23 protein-coding genes are annotated in these 22640 nt (G+C 68.1%); 12 read left to right on the top strand and 11 right to left on the bottom strand.

Features of this window, described 5'->3' with window-relative positions:
- The first annotated feature begins 162 nt into the window (after nucleotides 1-162).
- A complete protein-coding gene (locus MRBLST15_RS09655) occupies nucleotides 163-3000 on the top strand; it encodes a S8 family serine peptidase (RefSeq protein WP_367785783.1) in 2838 nt (945 codons plus the stop codon).
- Nucleotides 3001-3082: 82 nt separating this feature from the next.
- On the opposite strand, the gene MRBLST15_RS09650 is transcribed toward MRBLST15_RS09655, so the two are convergent.
- Nucleotides 3083-4180, bottom strand: a complete 1098-nt coding sequence (locus tag MRBLST15_RS09650; protein WP_099818951.1) for a Glu/Leu/Phe/Val dehydrogenase dimerization domain-containing protein — start codon at nucleotides 4178-4180, stop codon at nucleotides 3083-3085.
- Nucleotides 4181-4449: 269 nt separating this feature from the next.
- Here MRBLST15_RS09650 and MRBLST15_RS09645 point away from each other — a divergent pair, with 269 nt between their 5' ends.
- Complete coding sequence (locus tag MRBLST15_RS09645; RefSeq protein WP_265952848.1) at nucleotides 4450-5529, top strand: HDOD domain-containing protein; 1080 nt, start codon at nucleotides 4450-4452, stop codon at nucleotides 5527-5529.
- 3 nt (nucleotides 5530-5532) lie between these two features.
- Here MRBLST15_RS09645 and MRBLST15_RS09640 read toward each other — a convergent pair whose 3' ends face one another.
- From MRBLST15_RS09640 to MRBLST15_RS09630, 3 genes are all read right to left on the bottom strand, one after another.
- Nucleotides 5533-7101 (bottom strand): phospholipase D family protein, encoded by a 1569-nt coding sequence (locus MRBLST15_RS09640; protein ID WP_265952849.1) that lies wholly within the window; start codon nucleotides 7099-7101, stop codon nucleotides 5533-5535.
- A 121-nt stretch (nucleotides 7102-7222) separates the two neighbouring features.
- The gene (locus MRBLST15_RS09635) at nucleotides 7223-7921 is read right to left on the bottom strand and encodes an RNA pseudouridine synthase (RefSeq protein WP_025879164.1); all 699 of its coding nucleotides are present in this window, start codon (nucleotides 7919-7921) and stop codon (nucleotides 7223-7225) included.
- A 46-nt stretch (nucleotides 7922-7967) separates the two neighbouring features.
- Nucleotides 7968-8468, bottom strand: a complete 501-nt coding sequence (locus MRBLST15_RS09630; protein WP_059064772.1) for a M48 family metallopeptidase — start codon at nucleotides 8466-8468, stop codon at nucleotides 7968-7970.
- A gap of 61 nt (nucleotides 8469-8529) precedes the next feature.
- Here MRBLST15_RS09630 and MRBLST15_RS09625 point away from each other — a divergent pair, with 61 nt between their 5' ends.
- Nucleotides 8530-9087, top strand: coding sequence for a DUF2058 domain-containing protein (locus tag MRBLST15_RS09625; RefSeq protein ID WP_367785782.1), 558 nt, complete (start codon nucleotides 8530-8532; stop codon nucleotides 9085-9087).
- 106 nt (nucleotides 9088-9193) lie between these two features.
- Nucleotides 9194-9457: a DksA/TraR family C4-type zinc finger protein gene (locus tag MRBLST15_RS09620; RefSeq protein WP_367785781.1), complete on the top strand. Its 264-nt coding sequence runs from the start codon at nucleotides 9194-9196 to the stop codon at nucleotides 9455-9457.
- A 534-nt stretch (nucleotides 9458-9991) separates the two neighbouring features.
- On the opposite strand, the gene MRBLST15_RS09615 is transcribed toward MRBLST15_RS09620, so the two are convergent.
- Both MRBLST15_RS09615 and MRBLST15_RS09610 read right to left on the bottom strand, forming a co-directional pair.
- Entirely contained in the window at nucleotides 9992-10585 is a 594-nt protein-coding gene (locus MRBLST15_RS09615; RefSeq protein WP_367785780.1) for a mechanosensitive ion channel family protein, read from the bottom strand.
- A gap of 35 nt (nucleotides 10586-10620) precedes the next feature.
- Nucleotides 10621-10800: a hypothetical protein gene (locus tag MRBLST15_RS09610; protein ID WP_100461328.1), complete on the bottom strand. Its 180-nt coding sequence runs from the start codon at nucleotides 10798-10800 to the stop codon at nucleotides 10621-10623.
- Nucleotides 10801-10926: 126 nt separating this feature from the next.
- On the opposite strand from MRBLST15_RS09610, the gene MRBLST15_RS09605 reads away from it, so the two are divergent.
- Genes MRBLST15_RS09605 through MRBLST15_RS09595 form a run of 3 tightly spaced genes read left to right on the top strand, consistent with a single transcriptional unit; the run spans nucleotide 10927 to nucleotide 12928 of the window.
- The gene (locus MRBLST15_RS09605) at nucleotides 10927-11505 is read left to right on the top strand and encodes an RNA polymerase sigma factor (RefSeq protein ID WP_100461324.1); all 579 of its coding nucleotides are present in this window, start codon (nucleotides 10927-10929) and stop codon (nucleotides 11503-11505) included.
- Nucleotides 11502-12035, top strand: a complete 534-nt coding sequence (locus MRBLST15_RS09600; protein WP_312705625.1) for a hypothetical protein — start codon at nucleotides 11502-11504, stop codon at nucleotides 12033-12035. The genes MRBLST15_RS09605 and MRBLST15_RS09600 overlap by 4 nt, the downstream gene beginning before the upstream one ends.
- Before the next feature lie 11 nt (nucleotides 12036-12046).
- Entirely contained in the window at nucleotides 12047-12928 is an 882-nt protein-coding gene (locus tag MRBLST15_RS09595) for a DUF4097 family beta strand repeat-containing protein (RefSeq protein ID WP_367785779.1), read from the top strand.
- Between the two features lie 49 nt (nucleotides 12929-12977).
- Here MRBLST15_RS09595 and MRBLST15_RS09590 read toward each other — a convergent pair whose 3' ends face one another.
- The 3 genes from MRBLST15_RS09590 to MRBLST15_RS09580 all read right to left on the bottom strand — a co-directional run bounded on the left by MRBLST15_RS09590 (nucleotide 12978) and on the right by MRBLST15_RS09580 (nucleotide 15057).
- A complete protein-coding gene (locus tag MRBLST15_RS09590) occupies nucleotides 12978-13160 on the bottom strand; it encodes a hypothetical protein (protein ID WP_025879072.1) in 183 nt (60 codons plus the stop codon).
- Nucleotides 13161-13171: 11 nt separating this feature from the next.
- On the bottom strand, nucleotides 13172-13465 hold the full coding sequence (locus MRBLST15_RS09585; RefSeq protein WP_051501656.1) for a YkgJ family cysteine cluster protein: 294 nt from the start codon (nucleotides 13463-13465) through the stop codon (nucleotides 13172-13174).
- A 230-nt stretch (nucleotides 13466-13695) separates the two neighbouring features.
- Nucleotides 13696-15057, bottom strand: a complete 1362-nt coding sequence (locus tag MRBLST15_RS09580; RefSeq protein ID WP_367785778.1) for an Hsp70 family protein — start codon at nucleotides 15055-15057, stop codon at nucleotides 13696-13698.
- Nucleotides 15058-15236: 179 nt separating this feature from the next.
- Between MRBLST15_RS09580 and MRBLST15_RS09575 the strand changes: the two genes are divergently transcribed.
- Nucleotides 15237-15572, top strand: a complete 336-nt coding sequence (locus MRBLST15_RS09575) for a zinc ribbon domain-containing protein YjdM (RefSeq protein ID WP_099818962.1) — start codon at nucleotides 15237-15239, stop codon at nucleotides 15570-15572.
- A gap of 7 nt (nucleotides 15573-15579) precedes the next feature.
- On the opposite strand, the gene MRBLST15_RS09570 is transcribed toward MRBLST15_RS09575, so the two are convergent.
- Nucleotides 15580-16737: a tetratricopeptide repeat protein gene (locus MRBLST15_RS09570; RefSeq protein ID WP_312705623.1), complete on the bottom strand. Its 1158-nt coding sequence runs from the start codon at nucleotides 16735-16737 to the stop codon at nucleotides 15580-15582.
- Nucleotides 16738-16965: 228 nt separating this feature from the next.
- On the opposite strand from MRBLST15_RS09570, the gene MRBLST15_RS09565 reads away from it, so the two are divergent.
- From MRBLST15_RS09565 to MRBLST15_RS09550, 4 genes are all read left to right on the top strand, one after another.
- Entirely contained in the window at nucleotides 16966-17568 is a 603-nt protein-coding gene (locus MRBLST15_RS09565; protein WP_100461310.1) for a hypothetical protein, read from the top strand.
- A 49-nt stretch (nucleotides 17569-17617) separates the two neighbouring features.
- Nucleotides 17618-17797: an oxidoreductase-like domain-containing protein gene (locus tag MRBLST15_RS09560; protein ID WP_236512968.1), complete on the top strand. Its 180-nt coding sequence runs from the start codon at nucleotides 17618-17620 to the stop codon at nucleotides 17795-17797.
- On the top strand, nucleotides 17794-18411 hold the full coding sequence (locus tag MRBLST15_RS09555) for a DUF998 domain-containing protein (protein WP_265952861.1): 618 nt from the start codon (nucleotides 17794-17796) through the stop codon (nucleotides 18409-18411). Before MRBLST15_RS09560 ends, MRBLST15_RS09555 begins: the two co-directional genes overlap by 4 nt.
- A 96-nt stretch (nucleotides 18412-18507) precedes the next feature.
- Entirely contained in the window at nucleotides 18508-19836 is a 1329-nt protein-coding gene (locus MRBLST15_RS09550; RefSeq protein ID WP_367785777.1) for a virulence factor family protein, read from the top strand.
- A 94-nt stretch (nucleotides 19837-19930) separates the two neighbouring features.
- Here MRBLST15_RS09550 and mprF read toward each other — a convergent pair whose 3' ends face one another.
- A complete protein-coding gene (mprF, locus tag MRBLST15_RS09545) occupies nucleotides 19931-22495 on the bottom strand; it encodes a bifunctional lysylphosphatidylglycerol flippase/synthetase MprF (protein WP_265952862.1) in 2565 nt (854 codons plus the stop codon).
- Nucleotides 22496-22640: the final 145 nt, after the last annotated feature.

Below are 22640 nucleotides of genomic sequence, written 5' to 3'. Positions count from 1 at the left end.
GAGCAATGTTCGGAAAGGAGACGACGGGCGTTGGAAGCGGCGCCGTTTCCCGGCAGACTGCGTGGGGGTCGGCTCAGTATAGAGGGTCGGCGAAGACTGCCGCTGGGCAGTACTGGATGCCTGCCCGGATGGCGGCAGGCCAACGTTCATGGGAAGGAAACGATGGAACGTAAGACGATGGGAAGGTCGGTCCTGGCATCGGCGCTGGCGGTGGCGCTGTCGGCGTGTGGCGGTGGAGGGGGCGGCAGCAACGTGCGCATCGACCCGCCCCCGACGACGCCTCCGGTCACGCCCCCGGTCACCCCGCCTCCCGCGTCCAGGCCGCTGGAACCGGCTGTGGATGCGCATCTGGCACAGACCAATGCGCGTGCCGCACAGGCCACTGGCGCGACCGGCCGCGGCGTGCGCATCGGCATCGTCGATTCGGGCGTGCTGCGCAGTGCCGAGGCGCTGAACGGGCGGGTGGTGGCCAACCTCAACTACATCGACCCGAGCCGCAACAATCTCAACGTCGATGACGTGCTTGGCCACGGCACGGCCGTCGCCAGCCTGGCTGCCGGCGCATCGGTGGGCGTCTGGCCGGGCGGCATCGCACCGGGTGCGGAGATCGTCTCGGCACGCATCATTTCCGACACTGCGCCCAAGGACGACGGCAGCGGCAAGGGCAATTCCTTCAGCGGCACGCTCGGCGTGGCCGGGGTCCACCAGGACCTGATCAACTACGGCGTGAAGGTGATGAACAATTCCTGGGGCGGCCTGTACTGGACCGACCTCGGTACCACCGCGCAGGTCGCGGCCGAATACCGTCCCTTCATCATCAATCACGGTGGCCTGGTGGTGTTCGCCGCCGGCAACGAGGGGCGCGACCAGCCCAGCAGCGTGGCCGCGCTGCCCAGCCAGCGAGGCTTCGGCGGATCGCTGCCGGCGGCCGACCTGGAGAAGGGCTGGCTGGTAGCCACCGCGATCGATCCGAACAAGCCAGGTGAGCGAGCGCCCTGGGCCAATGCCTGTGGCGACACCGCGCGTTACTGCCTGACCGCTCCCGGCAGCGCGGTGTTCCCGGAGCCGGGTACCGGCAAATACCTGTGGAACTACGGCACGTCCTTCGCCGCGCCGCTGATCTCCGGTGCTGCTGCGCTGGTCTGGCAGCGCTACCCGTACTTCGACAACGACCTGGTGCGGCAGACCCTGCTCGGCACCGCCACCGACATCGGTGCGCCGGGCGTCGATCCGATCTACGGCTACGGCATGCTCAACGTCGGCAAGGCAGTGAACGGTCCCGGCCGCTTCGACTGGGGCGATGTCACGGTCAATGTCGATGCGGCTTCCTCGGGCTCGATCTGGAGCAACGACATCGCTGGCGCGGGCGGCCTGGTCAAGCGCGGCGATGGCCGGCTGGAACTGAGCGGCAACAACAGCTACAGCGGTGCCACCCGCATCGAGCGCGGCAGCCTGGCCCTGCGGGGCGGCGCTGTGATCCGTTCCAACGTCAGCATCTCTGGTGCCGGCGGTGCCTCGATGGCCGGCCTGCAGTTCATGCCGGGTACCCCGCGGGTGATCGGCAACGTCGACAACGGCGCCAGCGTGGTGCTGATCAACGCCAACACCACCGCGACCATCGAAGGCAATTACAGCCAGCGGCCGGATGCGCAGCTGATCGTCGCGCTGGGCGTGAACCCGCTGCAGGTGACCGGCACCGCACGCCTGGCCGGTGGCGTGGTGGTCGATGGCATCGTTTCCGGTTACGTGCCGCAGGCCGGCAGCCGCCAAGGGCTGATCCATGCCAACGGCGGTATCAACGGTACGTTCACCACACCAGTGGCCAACACCGGCGCCAACGGCCTGACCCTGCTGCAGGCACAGTACGGCTATGGCAGCAACGATGCGTGGATGGACCTGACCCAGGTCAGTGTTTCCGCCGCCGCGTCCGGCCTCGGCGCCAATGCACAGGCATCGGCACTGCGGGTGGCGTCGGCATTCACCGCGCTGGACCGCAATGCGGATCTGCAGGGTTCGGCATTCGGTGCGGCCGCCGGCGCGCTGCAGCGCACGGCGGGTGGGACCGATGGCCTGTCAGCGAGCCTGGAGAGTCTGTCCGGGCAGGCGCATGCCCGTGCTGAAGCGTCGACCTTCGACAGTGTGGACATGTCACGCCGTGCAGTTGCCGAGCGCTTTGATCGCGTGCAGGCGGCGCCGAAGCTGCGTGGCGCCTGGCAGAGCGCGCTGGGCGAAGCGGGGCAGGGCAGCTTTGCCGGCAATGCCGCCGACAGCCAGGGCTGGATGGCAGGCCAGGACGTGGCACTGGGCAGCAATGGTCTGCTCGGCATGGCCTTCGGCGAAACGCGCAGCAACGGCGGCAGCAACTTCAGCGGCGATCGTGGGCGTGACCGCCAGACGCAGGCGCAGTTGTATGCCGGCTGGAACCTGGGGCGTGGCTACGCGCTGGCCCAGTTCGGTACCGGCCAGTTCACCCGTGAGCTGGAACGCCAGTTGCTGCTGGGCGCCGGTGCCTACGGTGTGTCTGCGCGCTACGGCGGGCGTTTCAGCAGTGCCAGCGTCGAAGGCGGCTATCGTTTCGGCCGCATCGGTGCATCGTTCACCCCGTACCTGGGGGCCAGCAGCACGCGCCTGGATACCGACGGCTTCAGCGAGCAGGGTGGCTTCGGCTTCGGCCTGCGCGGGGAGGCGTCACGGGCACAGCGCAGCCAGATGCTGGCGGGCCTGCGGGGCGAGCGGCAGTGGGGGCGTTGGACGCTGCGCGGCCATGCCGAATGGCAGCAACGGCTGGATGGCAGTGAGCAGGCCTGGCAGGCAAGCTTCGTCGGCGTTGATGCCTGGGCGCCGTTGGCCGGTGTCGACGCACCGCGTGGCAGTGCCTTGTTCGGCCTGGCGCTGGAATCGTGGTGGGGCCGCAATGGCCGCCTGAGCCTGGGTATCGACCAGCGCGTGGGTGGCAATGATGCCCGGCAGGCGGCGCTGCGCTACAGCACGGGCTTCTGATCATGGCGCCGGGCTTGCCCGGCGCGTCTACCCGGCGGTGCCGACCCACGGTCGGCACGCGCCCGGTCCGCGAGGGCGGCGATCAGCCGCCGCGCAGGTTGCCCAGGCGCGGCGTGCTGCGGCCCAGCGGCATCTTCAGCTTGCCGATCGACAGGATGCGCGCTTCGGCGATGCGGTCGGCGGCACGCTGCGGGGCGATGTTCTCGCGCTGCGACAGTTCGAAGATGCGCGTCAGGTTGTGGTAGATGCTGCGGATCAATCGCATCGCGCGCTCGCGGTTGTAACCGTCGATTTCCAGCGACACGTTCATCACGCCGCCGGCGTTGACCGCGTAGTCCGGCGCGTACAGGATGCCGCGCGCATGCAGCTCGTCGCCGATCTCCAGGCTGGACAGCTGGTTGTTGGCGGTGCCGCAGATGATCTTCGCCTTGATCCGCGGCAGAGTGTCGGCGTTGATCGCGCCTTCCAGCGCACACGGCGCGAACACATCGGCGTTCACTTCGTGGATCTCGTCCGGCTTGACGGCCTCGGCGCCGAAATCGCTGACCGCACGATCGACCAGCGCGCTGTCCAGGTCGGTGACATACAGCTTGGCGCCACGGTCGCGCAGCAGCTTCACCAGTTCCATGCCGATATGGCCCAGACCCTGCACCGCGATGCTGGTCTTGCCCACTTCCTCATGGCCGAATTTGAAGCGCATCGAGGCCATCAGCGCCTGCAGCGCGCCATAGGCGGTGAACGGGGCCGGATCACCCGAGCCGCCATGGACCTGGTGCACGCCGGTGACGAATTGGCTCTCCAGGTAGATGTTCTCCATGTCGTTGACGTCGGTGCCGACGTCCTCGGCGGTGATGTAGCGACCGCCCAGCGAATCGACATAGCGGCCGAAGGCGCGGAACAGCACTTCGGTCTTGTCGACCTTGGGGTCGCCGATGATCACCGCCTTGCCGCCACCGACATTGAGACCGGCCAGCGCATTCTTGTAGGTCATCGTGCGGCTCAGCCGCAGCACGTCGGCCAGCGCATCGTCGGTGCTGGCGTAGGGGCGCATGCGCACCCCGCCCAGGGCGGGGCCCAGGGTGGTGTTGTGGATGGCGATGATCGCCCGCAGGCCGGCATCCTGGTTGTGGCAGAACACCACCTGTTCGTGGCCGGTGGTTGCGAGGGTTTCGAATAGCATGGGGTCTCCGATGGCGCGATCTGCGGTGAACTGCGGCGAACTGCCAATGAACGGTAGGGTCCGAAAACAAAAAAAGCGACGTCGTCGGTACAGGGGGACGGGTCGCGCGGCGCCATTCTAGTCCATTCGCCCGGGATATGCCGTCGACGCCGGAGGCGCCCGGGTTAAAGAAGATGAAAGTGCGGCCGATGCTGCGACGACGGCAGGTGGCCGGATGTGATGAAGGCGCAGGCAGTGGCAGCAGCAGGACAACGACAGGATGGGCGGCGATGACCGCAGCGTGGTGGCGATCTGTGCTCCGTTGGCTGTCGCGGCTGACCGGGCAGGCCCCGTCACGCTTGGCCGCAGCGCCCCGCCAGGCCGTGGCCGCGGCGGCGGCCAGCCTGCAGGGCGACGCTTTGCCGGCGGTCGAGGTCGCCGCTCACCTGCAGCGCGGGCTGCATGCGCTGGCCCTCTATCCGCGCTTGGCCGGCGAGCCCGCCGAAGTCAGTGCATCGGGCCTGGCCGAGGCGGTGGACCGCGCGCTGCGGGACCGCGACTGGGCCACCCGACAGCTGCCGCGACGCCCGCAACTGCTGCCGCAGCTGATCCAGACGGTCAATGACGACGTTGCATCGGCGCGGGTGATGGCCGCGATCATCGGCCAGGATCCGGTGCTGACCGGCAACCTGCTGCGGATCGCCAACAGCCCGGCCTACAAGGTGCACGAGCGGCCCGTGGAAAGCCTGCAGCGGGCCGTGACCCTGGTCGGCACTGAAGGCGTGCGGCAGATCATCAGCGCAGTGCTGGTGCAGCCGGTGATGCAGGTGCAGTGCGAGGTGTTCCCGCAGTTCAGTTCGATCATCTGGGAGCACGCCCTGCTGGCTTCGCGCGCGGCCGCCGACCACGCCCGCACGGTCACCTTCGGCGATGCCTTCGCCGCGCAATGGCTGGGCCTGGTGCAGGGGCTGGGCGCAGCGCTGGTCATGCGCCAACTGCTGCAGGAAGCGCAGGCACGCGGCGAAGATGTGGAGCCCGCGCTGGCCCTGCAGTTGCTGCAGCAGTGGTCACTACCGCTGGCACAGCGGGTGGCTGCCGCCTGGGAACTGCCCGAACCGGTGCATCAGGCCTTGGCGCCTGACGCTGACGGTCCGCTGGCCGACAGCCTGCGACTGGCCAGCGCCGCTGCGGCGGCCAGCCTGCTGTGCCGGCACGGGCATGCCAGCCAGGGCCGCATGCTGGCCTTGCTGGAGCAGTTGCCGGCAGCGCCGCCGCACGCGCTGCGCTGGATCTGGCGGCGCCTGCACGGGCGCAATGTGGAAACACTGGATGAGAGCCTGCACGGCGATGGGGAAGGGGGCGCCCGCTGATCGTTACAGCTGCGATTCCAGCGGCAACCAGCTGATCACCCGCGCCGTCCAGCGTTTGCCGAGGCTGCTGCCGGGCTCGGCGTCGACCCAGTGCGGTGGTGGCTCGCGCTGCAGCCAGCGCAGTTCGTCATCAGCGCCCAGTGCGAGCCACCAGCTGTGTTCCGGGCTGGCCAGGCGCAGGTACTCCGCGCGCAGCTGCGCGCCCAGCACCGGGTCGTCGAACAGCACGCCCATCTCGGTGTTGAGATAGGCAGAGCGCGGATCGAGGTTGAACGATCCGACGAACCCGCGCCGGTCGTCGACCAGCAATGCCTTGGTGTGCAGGCTGGCGCCACTGCTGCCGAACAGGCTGCCGTCACCGCTCTGGCCGCTCGCCTTCAGTTCGTACAGCTGCACGCCGGCCTTCAGCAGCGGCACCCGGTAGCCCATGTAGCCACCGTGCACCGCGGCCACATCGTTGGCCGCCAGTGAGTTGGTCACCACGCCGACCTGGGCGCCACGACCGGCCATCGCCGAAAGGCCGTCCAGCCCTTCGTTGCCCGGCACGAAGTACGGCGAGATCAACAGGGCCTTATAGCGCGTCGACTGCAGCTGCCGGACCAGCTCGGTGACCAGCCAGTCGTCGTGCGCATCGCCGTGGTGCTTCATCGGCGGATCGGACACGATCCGTACCTGCGTGCTCCAGTGCAGCGGCTGCGGGCTGGCGCGCTGGCGCTGGCGCGACTCGGCCACGCGCTGCAGGTACGGTTGCGCCTGCGCATGCAGTGCGTCCAGATCGGACTGGCGTACCAGCTGGCGCAGCTGCGCATCGGTGTAGGTCGCCAGCGCCGAGATCGGAATCGCCGCGTCGCTGTTCCAGTAGTCGTCGAAGATCTGGTTGGCCTGCTGCACGGCCGGGCCGGCCACCACCAGGTCCAGGTCCTGGAAATTCACGTCGCTGCGCGCGCTGAAATATTCCTCACCGATGTTGCGGCCCCCCACGATGGCGATGCGCCCATCGGCGATCCAGCTCTTGTTGTGCATGCGGTGGTTCACGCTGAAGGCGCGTTGCACCAGCTCCAGCGTACGGGCGATACCGCTGCGGTTGCGGAACGGGTTGTACAGGCGAAGCTCGATGTTGGGATGCGCATCGAGCGCCATCATCAGCGCATCCTTGTCCTTGGCGTTCATGTCATCGAGCAGGATGCGCACGCGCACGCCACGTTCTGCAGCGTCGTACAGCGCCTTGGCCATCAGGTGGCCGATCAGGTCGTCGTGCCAGATGTAGTACTGCAGGTCCAGGCTGCGGCCGGCGTGTTCGGTGATCATCGCGCGGGCAGCGAATGCATCCATGCCATCGCTGAGAAAGGCCACGCCCGACTGCCCCGGATGGGCGGACTGCAGCGACACGATCTGTCGATCGATGGGCGTCTGCGCAGGCTGCAGTGGCAGGACCTGCGACGCTTCACCGCGCGCCTGTGGGGTCAGGTGGTCGGCCAGCAGCAGGCCGGACAGGACCAGCAGAAGCAGGGCGGCGACGATGATCGCGGCGACGCGCAGCAGGCGCCGCCATAGGGGTTTGCGCAGACTCATGACGCCGATGGTAGATCCACACCACGCGTAGATCCACGCCACGCCTGGAAGTAGATCCACGCCATGCGTGGATGAAGCAGCATCAGTAGATCCACGCCATGCGTGGATGGAGCGCCGTGACTCAGAACCGCTCGTCGCTGCCCAGATAGCGCCACTGGCCCACGGCCAGCGGACCCAGCGCCACACGGCCAATGCGCAGGCGGCGCACCGCCACCACCTGCAGGCCGGCAGCCGTCACCGCAGTCCTCAGCCCTTTCGCAGTCAGCCCCTTGCCTGCAAAGCGCAGGCGCTGCTCGCTCTGCCAGCTGACCTTGGGGCCGCCTGCTTCATGCTGCAGCCGGGCCATCAGCCAAGGGCCGCGTTCCGGGCCGCCTTCGGCCACTTCGACCAGGTACTCCTGTTCGGTGCGGCCCAGGTTGCGCTGCAGGTGTGCCAGCACCGCCGGATCCTGGCTGACCACCACCAGCCCGTTGTCGTCGGCCGGCAGCGAGGAGGCCAGCTGCAGGCCGTGGAAGTGCCGCTGCAGCGGACGGATGTCACTGGCATCCAGCTCGCTGCGGGTCTCGGTGCGGATCAGCGCGCACAGGGCATCGGCCGGTACGCCTGCCGGTTTGTGCAGCAGCATGCTCGCGCGCTCGGCCTTGCTGTCGCTGGCCTGCTCGGCCACCACGATGCTGGCGCTCTCGTCCACCGGGCGCTGCGGCTGTTCCACCACCTCGCCATCGACGCTGACCCAGCCGCCCTCGATATAGCGCCGCGCTTCGCCACGCGGGATGCCGAGCAGGGCGGACAGTCGTTTGTCGAGTCGGGTCGGTTCCATGGCGAAAGGTCGGGCAGGGGGCGCGCAGTGTAGCCGCTACGCCAGCTCAGCGCTGCCCACGGTTGGCCAGCTCGGTCAGGTACAGCCGGGTATCGAACTCCAGCTGCAGGTAATCGGGCTCCATGTGCTGGCACAGCTGGTAGAAGGCCTTGTTGTGGTCGGCCTCCTTCAGATGGGCCAGTTCATGCACCACGATCATGCGCAGGAAGGCGGCTGGCGCCTGCCGGAACACGGTGGCGATGCGGATCTCGCGGCTGGCCTTGAGCCGGCCACCGTGCACCCGGGAAATGGCGGTGTGGGTGCCCAGGGCATGCTTGATGACTTCCAGCGTGTTGTCGTAGCAGACCTTGTTGAGCGGCACCGACTTGCGCAGGTAGCGGTCCTTCATGTCCTGGGTGTAGTCGTACAGCTGGCGGTCGCTGCGCACCTCATGCGGGTCGGGGTAGCGCTGCTGCAGCCAGGGGCCGAGCTTGCCTTGGGCCAGCAGGTCGCTGACCTGGGCGACCAGGGGTTCGGGGTAGCCGGTGAGGTACTTCAGGACAGCCATGCAGGGGCGTCGGCGCGTCGGTAGAATGGGGCATCCAGATTACACGCGGTACGTATCGACCATGGCAAAGCCCAACGCGCTGCAGGAACAATTGCTCAAGGCCGGCCTGGCCAAGAAGTCGCAGGCCAGCGCCGCCGCGCGTGAACAGGCCAAGGCCCGCCAGGGCAAGGCCGAGTCGACGTCGGCGGAAGTCCAGCGTGAAGCTGAACGCGCTCGCGCCGAGAAGGTCGAGCGCGACCGCGCGCTGGCCGCCGAGCGCAACGCGCAGGCCAAGCAGGCTGAGCGCAAGGCGCAGGCCAAGCAGATCATCAGCGCCCACGCCGTGCCGCACAAAGGCGAGGACGAGTACCGCTTCAGCGATGGCGCGGTGATCCGCACTCTGTTGATCGATACCAAGCTGCGCAAGGCGCTGTCGGTGGGCGTTCTGGTCATCGTGGCCCACGGCGACAGCTACGCGGTGCTGCCGCGCGCGGCGGCTGAAAAAGTGCGCGAGCGCGCCCCGGAAGCGATTGTTGTCGACCATGGCACGCCCGGCTCCAGCGCCGAGATTTCCACCGGCAACGCCGAGGACGACGCCTACTACGCGCAGTTCCAGGTTCCCGACGACCTGGTCTGGTAAGGCGGCGCTGAACCGGCCGCAGCGTCCGCCGGGCATGGCCCGGCGCTGCCGATTGCGGCGGGGTGTATCGTCCCCATATCGGGCGACACCCCTGCGGAGGATGGCCATGGCTACCGGTTGGGCCGGAGATGGCGCGGTCCAGGACCAGATCGACGCCACCGTTGACGATGCGATTGCCCGCGCACGGCGCCAGCTGCGCCAAGGCCCGGGCCTGGAACACTGTGAGGAATGCGACGCGCCGATTCCGTTGGCGCGTCGTCAGGCGGTGCCTGGGGTTCGGCTGTGCGTGAACTGCCAGCGGGCGCACGACGAAGAGCAGGCGCAAAGTGGCTACAACCGCCGTGGCAGCAAGGACAGCCAGCTGAGGTGAAGGGGGTTTGGCAGGGCTGCGCCCTGCACCTGCCGAGGCAACGTCAACTTCAACGTCAAAAGCGGGCATTCCGTGGGAAGGCGGGACGGTGTGGGTAGGCAGGACACGCCGTAAACCCTTCCATGGGGGCTCGATGGCGCCATCCATGGCGCCAACGGTCCTGCCTACCCACACCGCCCCACCTCTGACAGATTGCCGCGATCGGGTAGATCCCACCGTGCGTGGATGAATCTCCATCGGAATCGAAAATTTCGATATCGGATCGAAGAGCATCCACGCATGGCGTGGATCTACGTGTCGACCAAGGTCGACACGTACCAACAGCAGCGGGAACCTGTCGAAGGCGGGGCACTGTGGGTTTGCGGGGTGTCAGCCGCATGGATGCGGCTGCCAAGCCCCCATGGACGGGTTCACGGCGTCCCCGCAAACCCACAGTGCCCCGCCATCCCACAGGAACCCAGCTTTTGCTGTTGCCTTTGCTTTGGTTTGAAGCATCTGCAGGTGCAGGGCGCAGCCCTGCCGACCAACCCACCCTCAGCCGTCGCCCTGGATGCCGCCGGGCGCCTGTGTCGGGTCGCGCCAGCGGCGCACCGTGCGCTGGAAGAACAGGTTGTTCGGCAGCTGCAGCACCGTGCCCTCGTGGCCGTCGCCGGTTTCCTGCAGCGTGGTGTAGATCAGGTTGACGTCGATCACCCGGCCCTTCAGTCCGGGCTTTTCGCCGTTTTCCAGCACTTCGATGTAGTCATGCAGGCGGAACGGCCGCGTGGTGAAGATCAGCAGTGTGCAGAAGATGTTGGACAGCACGCTCCAGGCCGCGAAGAACGCCACCGCACCCACCGCGGCAAAACCGGTGAAGGCCGTCCACAACACCGAGGGCGAGGCGCCGAGCAGGCTGAGGATGTACAGCACCGCGCTGAAATAGACCACGAAACTGGTGATCCGGCGCGCACCCATCACCATTTCCGGTGGCAGCGTGTAGTGGTCGGCGAAGCGGCGGATCAGGCGCCGGGCCACGACCCGCAGCAGCCAGGCGGCGAGCAGGGTGATCAGGATCTGCAGGGCGATCCCGATGTCATGCAGCCAGGGGTGGGTCCAGGCGGGCAGGTGGTCCTTCAGCGACAACATCATGGGGCGACAACGTGTGACGGAAACGGGGCTTGATGTTACCCGGCGCGTGTCGACGTTTCGACCGCCTGTGTCCAGGCAAGGCAGACGAGGTCCTGTTTGTGCTGCTGCAGGCAGGCGTGACCGCTCTCGGCACGCCAGTGCAGGGATAGGCCGAACGCCTGCAGCAGCATGCAGGCCACGATCGCCAGCAGGGCGGCGCAGGAAGGACTGGACATGGGAGGCTCCTGGCCGGGCAGGCCTGCGGGGGACCTGTGATGGATGCAGCCAGCCGCGAAAAGGTTGCAACCGCAAAGCGCGTCGGCAGATCTAAACCTTTTTCCGGCTGGCCGCATCCAACGGATATGCTCGACACCACCATGCCCGCGCCGCCTGCCGCCACCGACGCCGTCGACGAAACCGCCTTGGTGCGTGCGGCGGCGGCCGGCGATACCGCTGCCTACGAACTGCTGTATCGGCGGCACTCGCCGCGGGTGTTTGCCACCTTGTGGCGGCTGTGCGGCGGCCAGCAGGCACGTGCCGAAGATGCACTCCAGGAGGCCTTCCTGCAGGCATGGAAGGCATTGCCCGGCTTCCGTTTCGAAAGCAGCCTGTCGACCTGGCTGCATCGGTTGGGGGTCAATGCCGCGTTGATGGAACTGCGCGGCCGTGCCGCCGGGCATGACCACGACAGCCTGGACGACGTGGACGGTGGCATACCGGAGATGGCGGTGCATGACGGTTGCGCCGGCACCGAACGCGATCTCGAACGCGCGTTGGCGACCCTGCCGCCGCGCGCACGTGCGGTGCTGGTGCTGCACGATATCGAAGGCTGGAAACACCATGAAATCGCCGGCCAGCTGCAGATGGCGGTCGGTAGTTCCAAAGCACAGCTGCATCGCGCGCGTGGCCTGCTGCGTGCACGGCTGGGAGACATGACATGAGTACACACGACCACGATTCCGACCACGACCTGCTGGCCCGGCTGCGCGCGCTGCCGAGCGAACGCAGCGTACCCACCGATGGCTGGGAGCGCCTGTCGGCGCGGTTGCCACCCCGCGAACCGGTTGCCGCACAGGTGCCGAAGGACAACGTGGTGGCCTTGCCACTGCGCAGCCGTCGACGCTGGTGGTTGCCGGTTGGCGCGGCGTTGGCGGCCAGCCTCGCGCTCTACGCGGTGGCACCGTGGCGGCATGCACCCGAGGCGCTGCCTGCACCCAGTGGCCTGCAGCTGCAGGCTGATGCGATGACCGAACAGTACCGGCAGGCAGTGGCATCGCTGCCTGATGGCACTGCGCCGGAGTGGCAGCCCGCGCTGCATGAACTGGATCGCAGCGCGGAACAGATCCGCGCCGCGATGGCGCAGGACCCGCGTGCGCCGCACCTGCTTGGACAGCTCAAGCGCACTTACGCGCTGCGGCTGGAACTGACCCGGCAGGCGGCCTATGCCGCCGAATCCGGCTTGACGACCTGAGGAGACCCCCGATGACCCGAACCCTGATGTCCTGCTGTGTCGCGCTGCTGCTGGTGCCGGCCATGGCACTGGCCGACACCCGCATCGACGAACGCCATACGCTGGCTGCGGGCGGTCGTATCGAATTGAGCAATGTGGCCGGCAAGGTGAGCGTGCGTGGCTGGGACCGCAACGACGTGCAGCTTACCGGCACGCTCAGCGATGGCCTGCAGCTGCGCCAGGAAAAGAGTGCCAACCGCGTGCGCTGGGAGATCGAGTATCCCCGCCGCAGCAACAACGGCGGTGCCACGCTGGTATTGAACGTGCCGCGCTCGGTGGAACTGCTGCTGAGCACGGTCAGTGCCAGCCAGGACATCAGTGGCATTGACGTGCGCCGCCTGCAGGCCGATACGGTCAGCGGCAGCCTGAGTGCGTCCGGTCGCAGTGGCGACAGCAAGCTCAACACGGTCAGTGGCAGTGTCAGTGCGCGACTGCAGACGCCGAAGCTGGACGTGAACACGGTCAGTGGCCGCATCGAAGCCGGCGGCGGCGTGTCGGGCGATATCGGTGCGCAGACGGTGTCCGGCCGGGTCGAGGTCGACGCCGGTCGCGTGCAGCGGCTTGCGGTGGAAACCGTGTCGGGCAGCATCGACCTGTCGGCGGCCGGGCTGGCGCCGGGCGGCCGTATCAACGTCGAATCGGTCAGTGCCTCGGTCAGCCTGCGCCTGCCGCGCACGGTGTCGGCACAGCTGTCGGTGAACAGCTTCAGTGGGTCGATCAACAGCGACGCCGGCAAGATCGAGCGGCCACGCTATGGGCCGGGCAGCAGCCTGGATGCCCGCCTGGGCAGCGGCGACGGCGATATCCGCGTGCAGTCGCACTCGGGCAGTGTGCAGGTACGCCTGGACCGCTGAGCGCGGCCCGGCAGGCCGCGGCGGCAGCGCCGCCGCGGTCGGGGGTGGGTCAGCTGGCTTTCTTCAGCGCCCAGGTGGTACCGAGAACTTCAATCTTGCCACCGCTCTTGCGGAACGCGGCCAGGTCGGAGGCGATCGAGTCGCTGTTGACCACGGTGCTGGCGGATGCGCCCTTGCGTTCGCTGCGGATGCTGTTGCTGGCCTTCGCGGGGGTCTTTGCCTTGCGGGGCATGGTTGCTCCTGTCAGGTGGAAGGGGAGGAAAGCGCGCAGGACTCAGCCTGGCGCAGGTAGTCCTGCCGCTCGCGGCGGCAGTCGTCGCCGCCCATCGAGAACTGGCGGCAGATCGCCGGGCGCTGCGAATAGATCGTGCAGCGCAGGTGATACGGATCGATCGCCGCGCACCAGCCTTCCTCGTTGCGCGCCATCACGGCACGGCCGTGTGCGTCGCGCGACAGGAACTGGCCGGGCACGTGGTCGCCGGGCTGCAGCAGGACCGGCAACCGGCAACAGACCGCGTCACAACGGCGGCAGTCGATGGGTGCTGGTTCAGCGTCAGGTTGTACGGCCACAGGGGCCTGGCGGGTGCCCAAAGCGGGTCTCGATGGCGGCTCGGGTAGTACGCGGACCATGATCGAGCCAGAGGGCATGGTCGCCAGACCCGCTGGGCGGGGCAGGCTGCACCATGGGTACACACACCGGCGAGGCCAGCGGAAGGTGCAGCGGTTTTCTAGCCGGCCAAGGGTAGCGCAGACCGCGTAACGTTTTGTTAATCCCGGCTGGCTGCCGCCAGCGCAAGGCCCTGCACGACCCCCAGCGAGGGTTCGCCGTGGACCATCCGGGCGCCCGGGAAGGCCTCGGCAGCGGCCTGCCGCAGGTAGCCGGCGCGGGACATGCCGCCGGTCAGGAACACCGCGTCCGGATCGCCGCCGATGTCATTGCGGACCTGCGCAAGCAGTTCGCGGATCTGGGTCAGGTAGCTGTGGGCGGCGGCGGCCAGGCCGTCGGCGCTGTTGTCCACGTGCAGGTCGCGGGCGATGTAGTCGAGCGTGCTGCGGTGCTCGCTGGCGCCGCTGAGGGCGATCTTGGCGCGCTCGACATCGCGGTACAGGCGGGCGGTGTTGCCGGTGTCCTGCAGCGCCTGCAGGCGCGCGCCCCACGGCGCATCCACGTTGTCGTAGTTGTGCTGGCGGAACTCGCGCTGGCGGGTCATGTCCTGCACGGTGGCCGCTTCCACGTAATGGTGGGTGGGCACGCGGGTGATGCCACGGCCGAACAGCGGCATGTAACCGGACAGGCTCAGGGCCAGGTCGATATCGGTACCGCCGCGGGCGATGCCCCAGGCGCGGTGGATGCGTGGCGCTTCGCTGCCGCCCACTTCAGCGTGTGCGATATCGGTGGTGCCACCGCCGATATCGACGATCACCGCCTGGTGCCGATCGCTGCTTTCAGCGTGGTAATGCATCGCGGCGGCAGCGGGCTCTTCAAGGAAATCGATCTGGTCGAAGCCGGCCTGGCTGGCCGCTTCGCGCAGGATGTCCAGGGCCTGGTCGTTGCCAGCCTCACCGATCGAACTGCGGAACTGCACCGGGCGGCCGAGCAGGGCGCTGCGCAGCGGCAGGCCGAGCTGGGCGCTGGCGGTCAAGCGGATGTGTTCGAGGATGTGCGCGGCGATGCCGGTGATGGTCTGCCGCGCGCGCGGGTGCAGGTTGTAGCCGAGCATGGACTTCGGGCTCTGCACGAGGTTGCCTTCGTGCTCCTCGAAATACGCTTCCAGCGCGTCGTCGCCATAGACCGCGTTCTGCAGCAGGTCGCTGGCGCTGCGTTCCTTTCCGGCGCGCGACTCCATCCACTCCCGGCGCAGGGCGCGCAACGCCTCGCGGCGCAGGGCCTGTGGCGTGCGCTCCTGGCCGGCGGCGCGGGCTGCACGGGCGGCGCTGTCGATCAGCTGCTGCAGTTCGTGTTCCTGCCCGGCGTCGAGCTGGAAATCGTCCGGGTCGGGTACCACGCCGGGGAAGTACACGCTGGTACGGAACTGTTCGGCCTCGCCGAAGCGGATCGGCAGCAGCGTCCCATCACGCACGATGGCGGCGGCGGAGTTGCTGGTACCGAAGTCGATGCCGAGGCGCATGGGGAGGTCCGGGGACGATCAGGGGCCGCGCACTCTGCTGGAGTTTGCCGCGCGCTGCAAGTTCCGGTGCCTGCCTTGTGCGGGGGCGGGCGGGGGCCCAGCCGGGGCGCCGCCGGAAAATGAACGAAAAGGCCGGGCGGTTACAATGGCGGCTGTTGATTCATTTTGAGGTACTTGCGATGTCTTCTGTTCCCGCCTGCCCGCAGTGCACCCTGGAAAACACCTATGCCGACGGCGCGCTGTGGATCTGCGCCGACTGCGGCTTCGAGTGGACGGCCGAAGAAGGTGCTGGCTCGACCCTGGTCGTGCGTGACAGCAACGGCAATACCCTGCAGACCGGCGACACCGTCACCGTGATCAAGGACCTGAAGGTCAAGGGCTCATCGATCCCGCTCAAGCAGGGCACCGTGATCCGCAACATCCGCCTGGTCGAAGACGATGCCGAACACATCGAAGGCAACTCGGACAAGATCAAGGGGCTGGTGCTGAAGACCTGCTTCCTCAAGAAGGCCTGATCGCGCCTCAGCGCTTGGCCTGCTGCGCCCGCCAGCGGGCCAGGCTGTCCAGCTTGGCCTGGTAGCGGGCCTGCTGGGTTGAACCGCCCAGTTCCTGCGCCCGCAGCAGTTCGCGGTCTGCACGCTGCAGCCGGCCCGTCAGGAAATACACCCGCGCCAGGCCGAAGTGGAACTGGTGCGCGGTGTCGTACAGGCGCACCGCGCGCCGGTAATAGGTGATCGCTTTGTCCAGCTCGCCAGCGCGTTCGGCCTGGGCACCCTGCATGTACTGCGCGAATGGATCCTCGCGCTGCACCGACTGCAGCTTCTTCTGCATGGCCTGCGCCTGCGCCGTCATGCCGAGCTTGCGATAGAGCGCACTGGCGTTGTTCAGCGCCGCGCTCTGGCGTCCGTCCAGGCGCAGGGCGGTGTCCAGCGCGCGGCGTGCGCCTTGGTCATCGCCCAGGCGGTTGTCGAGCACGCCGATGTTGTTCCACGTCGAGGCGAAGCTTGGGTCCTGTGCCAGCGCGGCATCGAAGAAGGCACGCGCGCCGCTCAGGTCGCCATCGGCCAGATGCTCCGCGCCGCGGTTGTTGTAGTAGTGCGCCAGCGCCCGCTCACGGCCGATCGGCTGCGGCCCATGGCGGTCGTACAGCACGTTGCGGTCCAGATCGACGGTGCCGTAGCGGCCGCCGACATCCACGCCGGCGTTGACGTGCCCGACGTTGTAGACCACGCCCTGGTCCTGGTCCTGGTACCACGACACCACCTGGCCGACTTCCTGCACCCGCGCCTGGATGCCGGCCTCACGGGCGAGGGTGACGAACAGCAGGGTGAAGGCGAGGCAGTTGGCGCGCTGGTGCTGCCAGATCTCGCTGACGGTGTAGGTCGCATCCGCGTCGTACTGCAGGTCCAGACCGTGCTGGCTGAAGATCATTTCCACCAGCGCCTGCAGGCGCTGGTCACGCGAGTAGCTGCGGTTGATCACCTGCTTCTGCAGCATCTCGCGCATCGCCGGCGGGATCGCGAACACCTGTTCGGGCGTCGGCACGCTGGTGGCGGTGACCTTTACGGTGGAGATGGTCGGGATGGCGGGCGCAGGAGCCGCAGCGTCCTGCGCGGACAGGGCTGGCGCGCCGAGCACAGCCAGTGACAGGAGAAAGCATCGAGCGGCAAGACGGCGCATGACGGTTTCCGGCAGCGGCGGGCGCTCCCGCCTGCGGCCAGTGTAGACCTGCATGTGGCGGTCCGCATCCACCGGCGACCGGCACGCCGCTCATCCACAGCCGGTGTGGACCAGCGCGCGACAAACCTGTGGACAACTGCTGCCGGGCCTTGCCTGGCGAGGTGCGTGAACTGCTGGTGAAAAAACAGCCAGCTTGCCCGGCGTTGCCAACGGCGGGATCATCCACGCATGGACTTCGCCCCGCTGACTCTCGCTCCCGCGCACTGGCAGGCACTGCAGGATGCCTATGCGACGCCGCCGCGCGCCTACCACCACTTCGGCCACGTACGCGCGGTGCTGCAGCATTGCCAGGAGGTGGCCCAGGGTCCGGGCTGGCAGCAGCCGGCCGAGGTCTATCTGGCGGCGCTGTATCACGATGCGATCTACCAGGCCGGGCGCAAGGACAACGAGGCAAAGTCGGCCGCGCTGGCGCTGCGGGCCATCGCCGACTCACCGGAGCTGGCATCGGTGGACGCCGGCCGGGTCGAGCAGCTGATCCTGCTTACCGCCCGCCATGGCGAGCTGGGCCCGGCCGATGTCGATGCCGAAGCCGCGTTGTTCCTGGATTGCGACATGGCGATCCTGGCGGCGCCGGAAGCGGTGTTCTCCGCCTACGACCGTGGCGTGGCCGAAGAGTACAAGGGCGTAGTGCCGGGCTTCCTGTACCGCGCCGGACGGCGCCGCTTCCTGCAGGGGCTGCTGCGCGCGCCGCGGATCTTCCTCAGCGACTTTTTCGACCAGCGACTTGATGCCGCCGCGCGGGCCAACCTGCGCCGCCAACTGGGCGCCTGAGCGCGCCGCTACACTATCCACCTGCAATCGCGTGGTGCTGTTTCCAGCCGTGACCGTCTCCGATACCCCTGCCGATCCCCGTCCGCTGCCGCCGGAAGAACCCGGCCCCAACGAATGTTGCGGCAGTGGCTGTCCGCTGTGCGTGCTCGACCTGTACAGCGAGGAGCTGCAGCGTTACCGCAAGGCGCTGGCTGACTGGAAAGCGCGGCACCCGGACGCCGACCCATGAGCCGTGCCCGTCCAGCCGCGATGCTGGCGCTGGTGGCGCTGCTGTTGTTCGTGGCGACCGCGTTGTGGACGCAGTTCGCGCGGGCGGATCTGGATTGGGTGAAGGCTACCCTGAGCCTGTACCTGCATGGGCCGTGGGGCCTGGCGCTGCGCACGGCCTACTGCCTGCTGGCAGTGGCCATCGCCGTGCTCGGCATCGCGTTGTACCGGTACAGCGTGGGGCCGCGGCGCAGCGCAGCGGCACCGCTGCTGTTCTGCGTGGCTGCCGGCGGCCTGGCCACCGTTGCCATCGGTGACAGCTGGCTGCCTGCGGCAACGCCGTTGCTGGCACCGTTGATCCACGGCTTGGCCGCCAATACCGCGTTCCTGTGCGCCAGCGTCGGCATGCTGCTGCAGGCCTGGTACTTGCGCCGCGAACCGGGCTGGCGGGGCAGTGCGGCGCTGTTGTGGGGCTGGGCATGGCTGGCCTTCGTGCTGTTGTGGATGCACGTGCTGTGGCGCGGTGGGCCACCGCGCGGGCTGGGGCAGAAACTGGTGATCGCGGTAATCGTTGGCTGGTTGATCTGGCTGGCGCTGGCGCTGTATCGCCGCGGGCGTACCACCGGCACCCGCTGAATCGACCACCCGCTGCGTTGCGGGTCGCCTGTACCGGTACGTGCCGTGCACGCAGCGGCGGCGTATCGTGTGCGCATTCCAACGGGATCCGAAACGATGCGTGCAGGGCTGGGCAGGGCGATGGGACTGGTGTTGGCGCTGGCGGCGTTGCCAGCGATGGCGGCAGTGCAGCAGGTCAGCCACGGGCGCTTCGATCAGGTACCGGTGCATGTGCCGGCCGGGGCGCCACAACGGGTGGTGATCTGGTTCCATGATGGCGCCGATGCTGGCCATACGCCTATCGAAGCGCTGCGCGCCGATGGTGCGCTGGTCGCATCGGTGGACGTGGCCCACCTGCGCGGCGTGCTCAAGCGCGAAGGCAACAGCAGTTGCGCGTTCGGGGCGGGCGATGTCGAGAATTTCTCGCGTTGGGTGCAGGCGTTCCTGCATCTGCCGGGGTATCACCTGCCGTTGGTCGGCGGCAGCGGTGAAGGTGCTGAACTGGCCTACGCGCTGGCAGCGCAGGCCGACACCCAGGTCTTTGCCGGCCTGTTGACCTCGGGCTTCTGCCCAGCCCACACGCACGAGCGCATGGTCTGCGGCGATGGCGTGAAGCACGACCGCCTGCAGCCCAGTGAACTGAATTTCCCGTGGTTGAACGCGGCCGGTGCGCCGGGGTGTTCAACCAACAGTGCAGGCCCGTTTGTGCAGCAGGTTGCGATGGCCCGTGAATTCAAGCGCACCGTCGCCGGCGATGCGACACCAGGGCTGGTGGCAGCCGCCCGGGTGATCGGCGCGCAGGCCGGGGTCGCGCTGGCACCGCCGCCGGATGCCCTGAAGGGGCTGCCGGTAGTGGAAGTGCCGGCGCAGGGCAGCGGTGACACACTGGCGGTGTTCGTGTCCGGCGATGGCGGCTGGGCCGGCCTGGACAAGGATGTAGCGGGTGCCCTGGCCGAACATGGCGTGGCGGTGGTTGGCCTCGATTCGCTGCGTTACTTCTGGAGCGAACGCACGCCGCAGGGATTCGCTGTCGATCTGCAGAAGATCATCGGCCACTACCGCCAGCAATGGCAGCGCGACAAGGTGATGTTGATCGGTTTCTCGCAGGGCGCCGATGTGCTGCCGGCCACCATCAATCAGCTGGACACGGGCACCCGCGCCGGTCTCGAGCGCATCGTGCTGCTGTCGGTGGGCAAGAACGCCGACTTTGAATTCCATGTCAGCAACTGGCTGGGCGGTGGTGGTGGCGGTCTACCGATCGCGCCGGAAGTAGCCAAGCTGCCGGCGGACAAGACCCTGTGCGTGTACGGCGACAAGGACGAGGACGCGCTATGCCCCGATCTGCCGGGCAACGACGGCGTGCACAAGGTCAAGCTGCCGGGCGACCATCACTTCGGCGGTGACTACGATCGCCTTGCCGAGGTGATCCTCAAGGGCGGCGCGTAATCGGCCTCATGGGACCACCGCCGGGCATGGCCCGGCGCTACCCGTGCGGACGATCCATCAGGTAGCGCCGGGCCATGCCCGGCGGATCGGGGCGTCAGTTGCGTCGCGGGTCCAGCGAGATCAGGCGCGTGGCATCCAGCAGTGCGGCCGGCAGGTGCATGCCGCCGGGCGCGGCGAGGTAGCGCGGTCGCCACTGCGGATCGAACTTCGACTTGAACCTGCGCAGGCCGCTGAAGCCATAGAAGCGCTCGCCATGTCGTGCGAGCAGGCCGGCCAGGCGGTTCCAGCGACCGGCCAGGCGGTGCTGGGCCAGGCCGGACAGCGGTGCCATGCCCAGCGAGAACCGCGCATATCCCTGCGCGCGGCCCCACAGGAACAGCTCGATGAACAGGAAGTCCATCGTGCCCTTCGGTGCGTCGCTGACGTGGCGCATCAGATCCACTGACAACTCAGCGCCGGCCGGTGCCTGCCACAGGTTGGCAAAGGCCACGATCCGGCCTTCGGCTTCGACCAGGGCGATCGGGAAACGCACCAGATAATCCGGGTCGTAGCTGCCCAGCGAGAAGCCCTTCTCATCGCCGGACTTGTCGTCCAGCCACGCGTTGGAAATGGCATGCAGGCGTGGCAGCAGGGCCGGGATCTCTTCCGCGGGTGCAACGCGGAAGGACAGCCCACCGCGCTTGCCGCGGTTCCAGGCTTGCCGCAGGTCGGCACGCTCGCGGCCTTCCAGGCCGAAGTCGTGCAGCGGCACCATGGCCTCTTCACCCAGCTTGACCAGACCCAGCCCGAGATCGAGGTAGGTCTGCCAATACGCTTCGCCCACCTGGTAGAACACCGGGCGCAGGCCGAGCCGGTCGGCTTCTTCGCGGAAGCGCCAGATCAATGCACGCGCCACCTCGGGTGGCCCGACCGGATCGCCCATCGCGATCAGCGAGCCGCCGTAGCGCTGCATCATCACAAAGCCCTTGTGTTCCGCATCGCGCAGTACCGCCTTGTCGGCGGTCAGCACCAGGCAGGCCTGGGTGTCGGTAGCGCCGGCCAGCACCGGTGCCAGTGCCTGCAGCGTTGCATCGTCGGCAGGCGGCAGCGGGCTGCGCGTGCTGTGCAGCAACCGCGCCAGCCCGAACATCACCAATGCCATCGCCACCAGCAGCAGCGCACGCAGCGCGCGCGGTGCATTGCCGGACACCGCGAACTGCCACCACAGCTCGTTCTGGTATTCAACATGGCTGTAAGTGAAGAACAGCAGCCACGTCACTGCCACCAGCACCAGGCCGAGGTTGCGCAGCCAGGGCCATGACCAGGCTTCGTCCAGCAGCGCGCCCTGGCGATAGAACTCGCGTCGCGCCGCCCACAGCGCCATCGCCACCAGCAACGCCGACAACGCGATCAGCGGTTGGCCACCGCGCAGCCAGATCGGCAGCGGCGCGATCACACAGATTGCCATCGCCAGCATCCAGGCCGCGTGGCTGCGGCGGGCCAGGCCCTGGCCGATCAACAGCAGGGCGACACCGCCCAGGCTGCCGATCAGGTGCGAGGTTTCCAGGATCGGCAGCGAGGCATTGATCAGGTGCCGCCGCGGCGTGGGCAAGGTGCCGTCGATGACCAGCGCAGCGCCGACACTGAAGGCCGCCAGCGCGATGATCTGCGGCAACCACGGACGCAGCGCGTACCAACCAGCTCGGGTTGCGCCTGCGCTGGCCTGCAGCGGTTGCCGCAGTGCGGGTGCCAGTGCCAACACGGTGGCCAGCAGCAGCGGCAGCACGTAGTAACTGACGCGGTAGATCAATGCCGCCGCCAGCACCGCTGCGGGTGCCACCTGCGGCAGCAGCTTCAGCAGGCTCCACTCGAACACACCCAGGCCGGCCGGCACGGTGGAGACCAGGCCGGCCAGCACGGCCACCAGGTACAGGCCGACGAAACCAGGCAGTCCGGTCGGCGTGGAATCCGGCAGCAGCACGTAGAACGCGGCACTGGCCAACACCAGTTCGACCACGCTGAGCACGGTGACACCCAGCATGGTGCGACGGTCCGGCAACCACAGGCCATGGCCGAAGATGCGGAACTGGCGGCCGTCGCGGCCGACCAGGATGACGGTGGCGGCAAAAGCGATCAGCGCGATGATGCCGACCACGCGCACCGCTGCGGGATCCAGCGGCAGCGCAAGCGCGGCAGCGGCCGGCTCCATGCACAGCGCCACGCCGATCAGCAGCCACGCGCCGAAGATGAAGCCCAGCGTGCTCATCAGCACCACCTGGCCGATCTGCGCCAGGTCCAGGCCGGCACTGCGGTAGCCACGCAGGCGCACGGCACCGCCGGTGAGTGCGGCAAAGCCCACGGTCTGGCCGAGGGTGTGGGCCAGGAACGCGGTGATGCCGATCCGTGCCGGGTGCACGCGGATGCCGCTGCGGCGCAGGCCGATCGCATCGAAGCCGATCAGGCACGCGTAGCTGGCCAGGCCGAGCAGCACGGTCAGCGCGATCTGGGCACCACTGAGCTGGCGGAAGGCCTGGCGGATCGCGCGATAGCCGTGCTCATCGAATTCACCGGCCAGGCCGTGCAGGGCCAGCGCCAGGATCAACAATGGAACGACGATGGTGACGACCCGCTTCCAGGTCGGGGCAGCGGCGGCAGGGACGGAATCGGTAGGGGCGGTCATCGGCGCAAGGGTGCGTCAGTAAGGGCGAGGGCGGTGTCAACGCAGGGCGTCGCGCATCGTGCGCCTGCCAGCGCGGTTTGACCAGCGCCACGGCTGTGCCGCCGCTGGCGGTGTTCAGTGGCCGCACAGGGCACACACTTCCAAC

It is taken from the genome of Stenotrophomonas sp. LST15-1-1.1, from assembly GCF_040815575.1.
In the GTDB taxonomy this organism is placed as follows: domain Bacteria; phylum Pseudomonadota; class Gammaproteobacteria; order Xanthomonadales; family Xanthomonadaceae; genus Stenotrophomonas; species Stenotrophomonas lactitubi_B.
The sequence above is the reverse complement of the archived record's forward strand: the minus strand, read 5'-3'. Positions and strand labels throughout refer to the sequence as shown.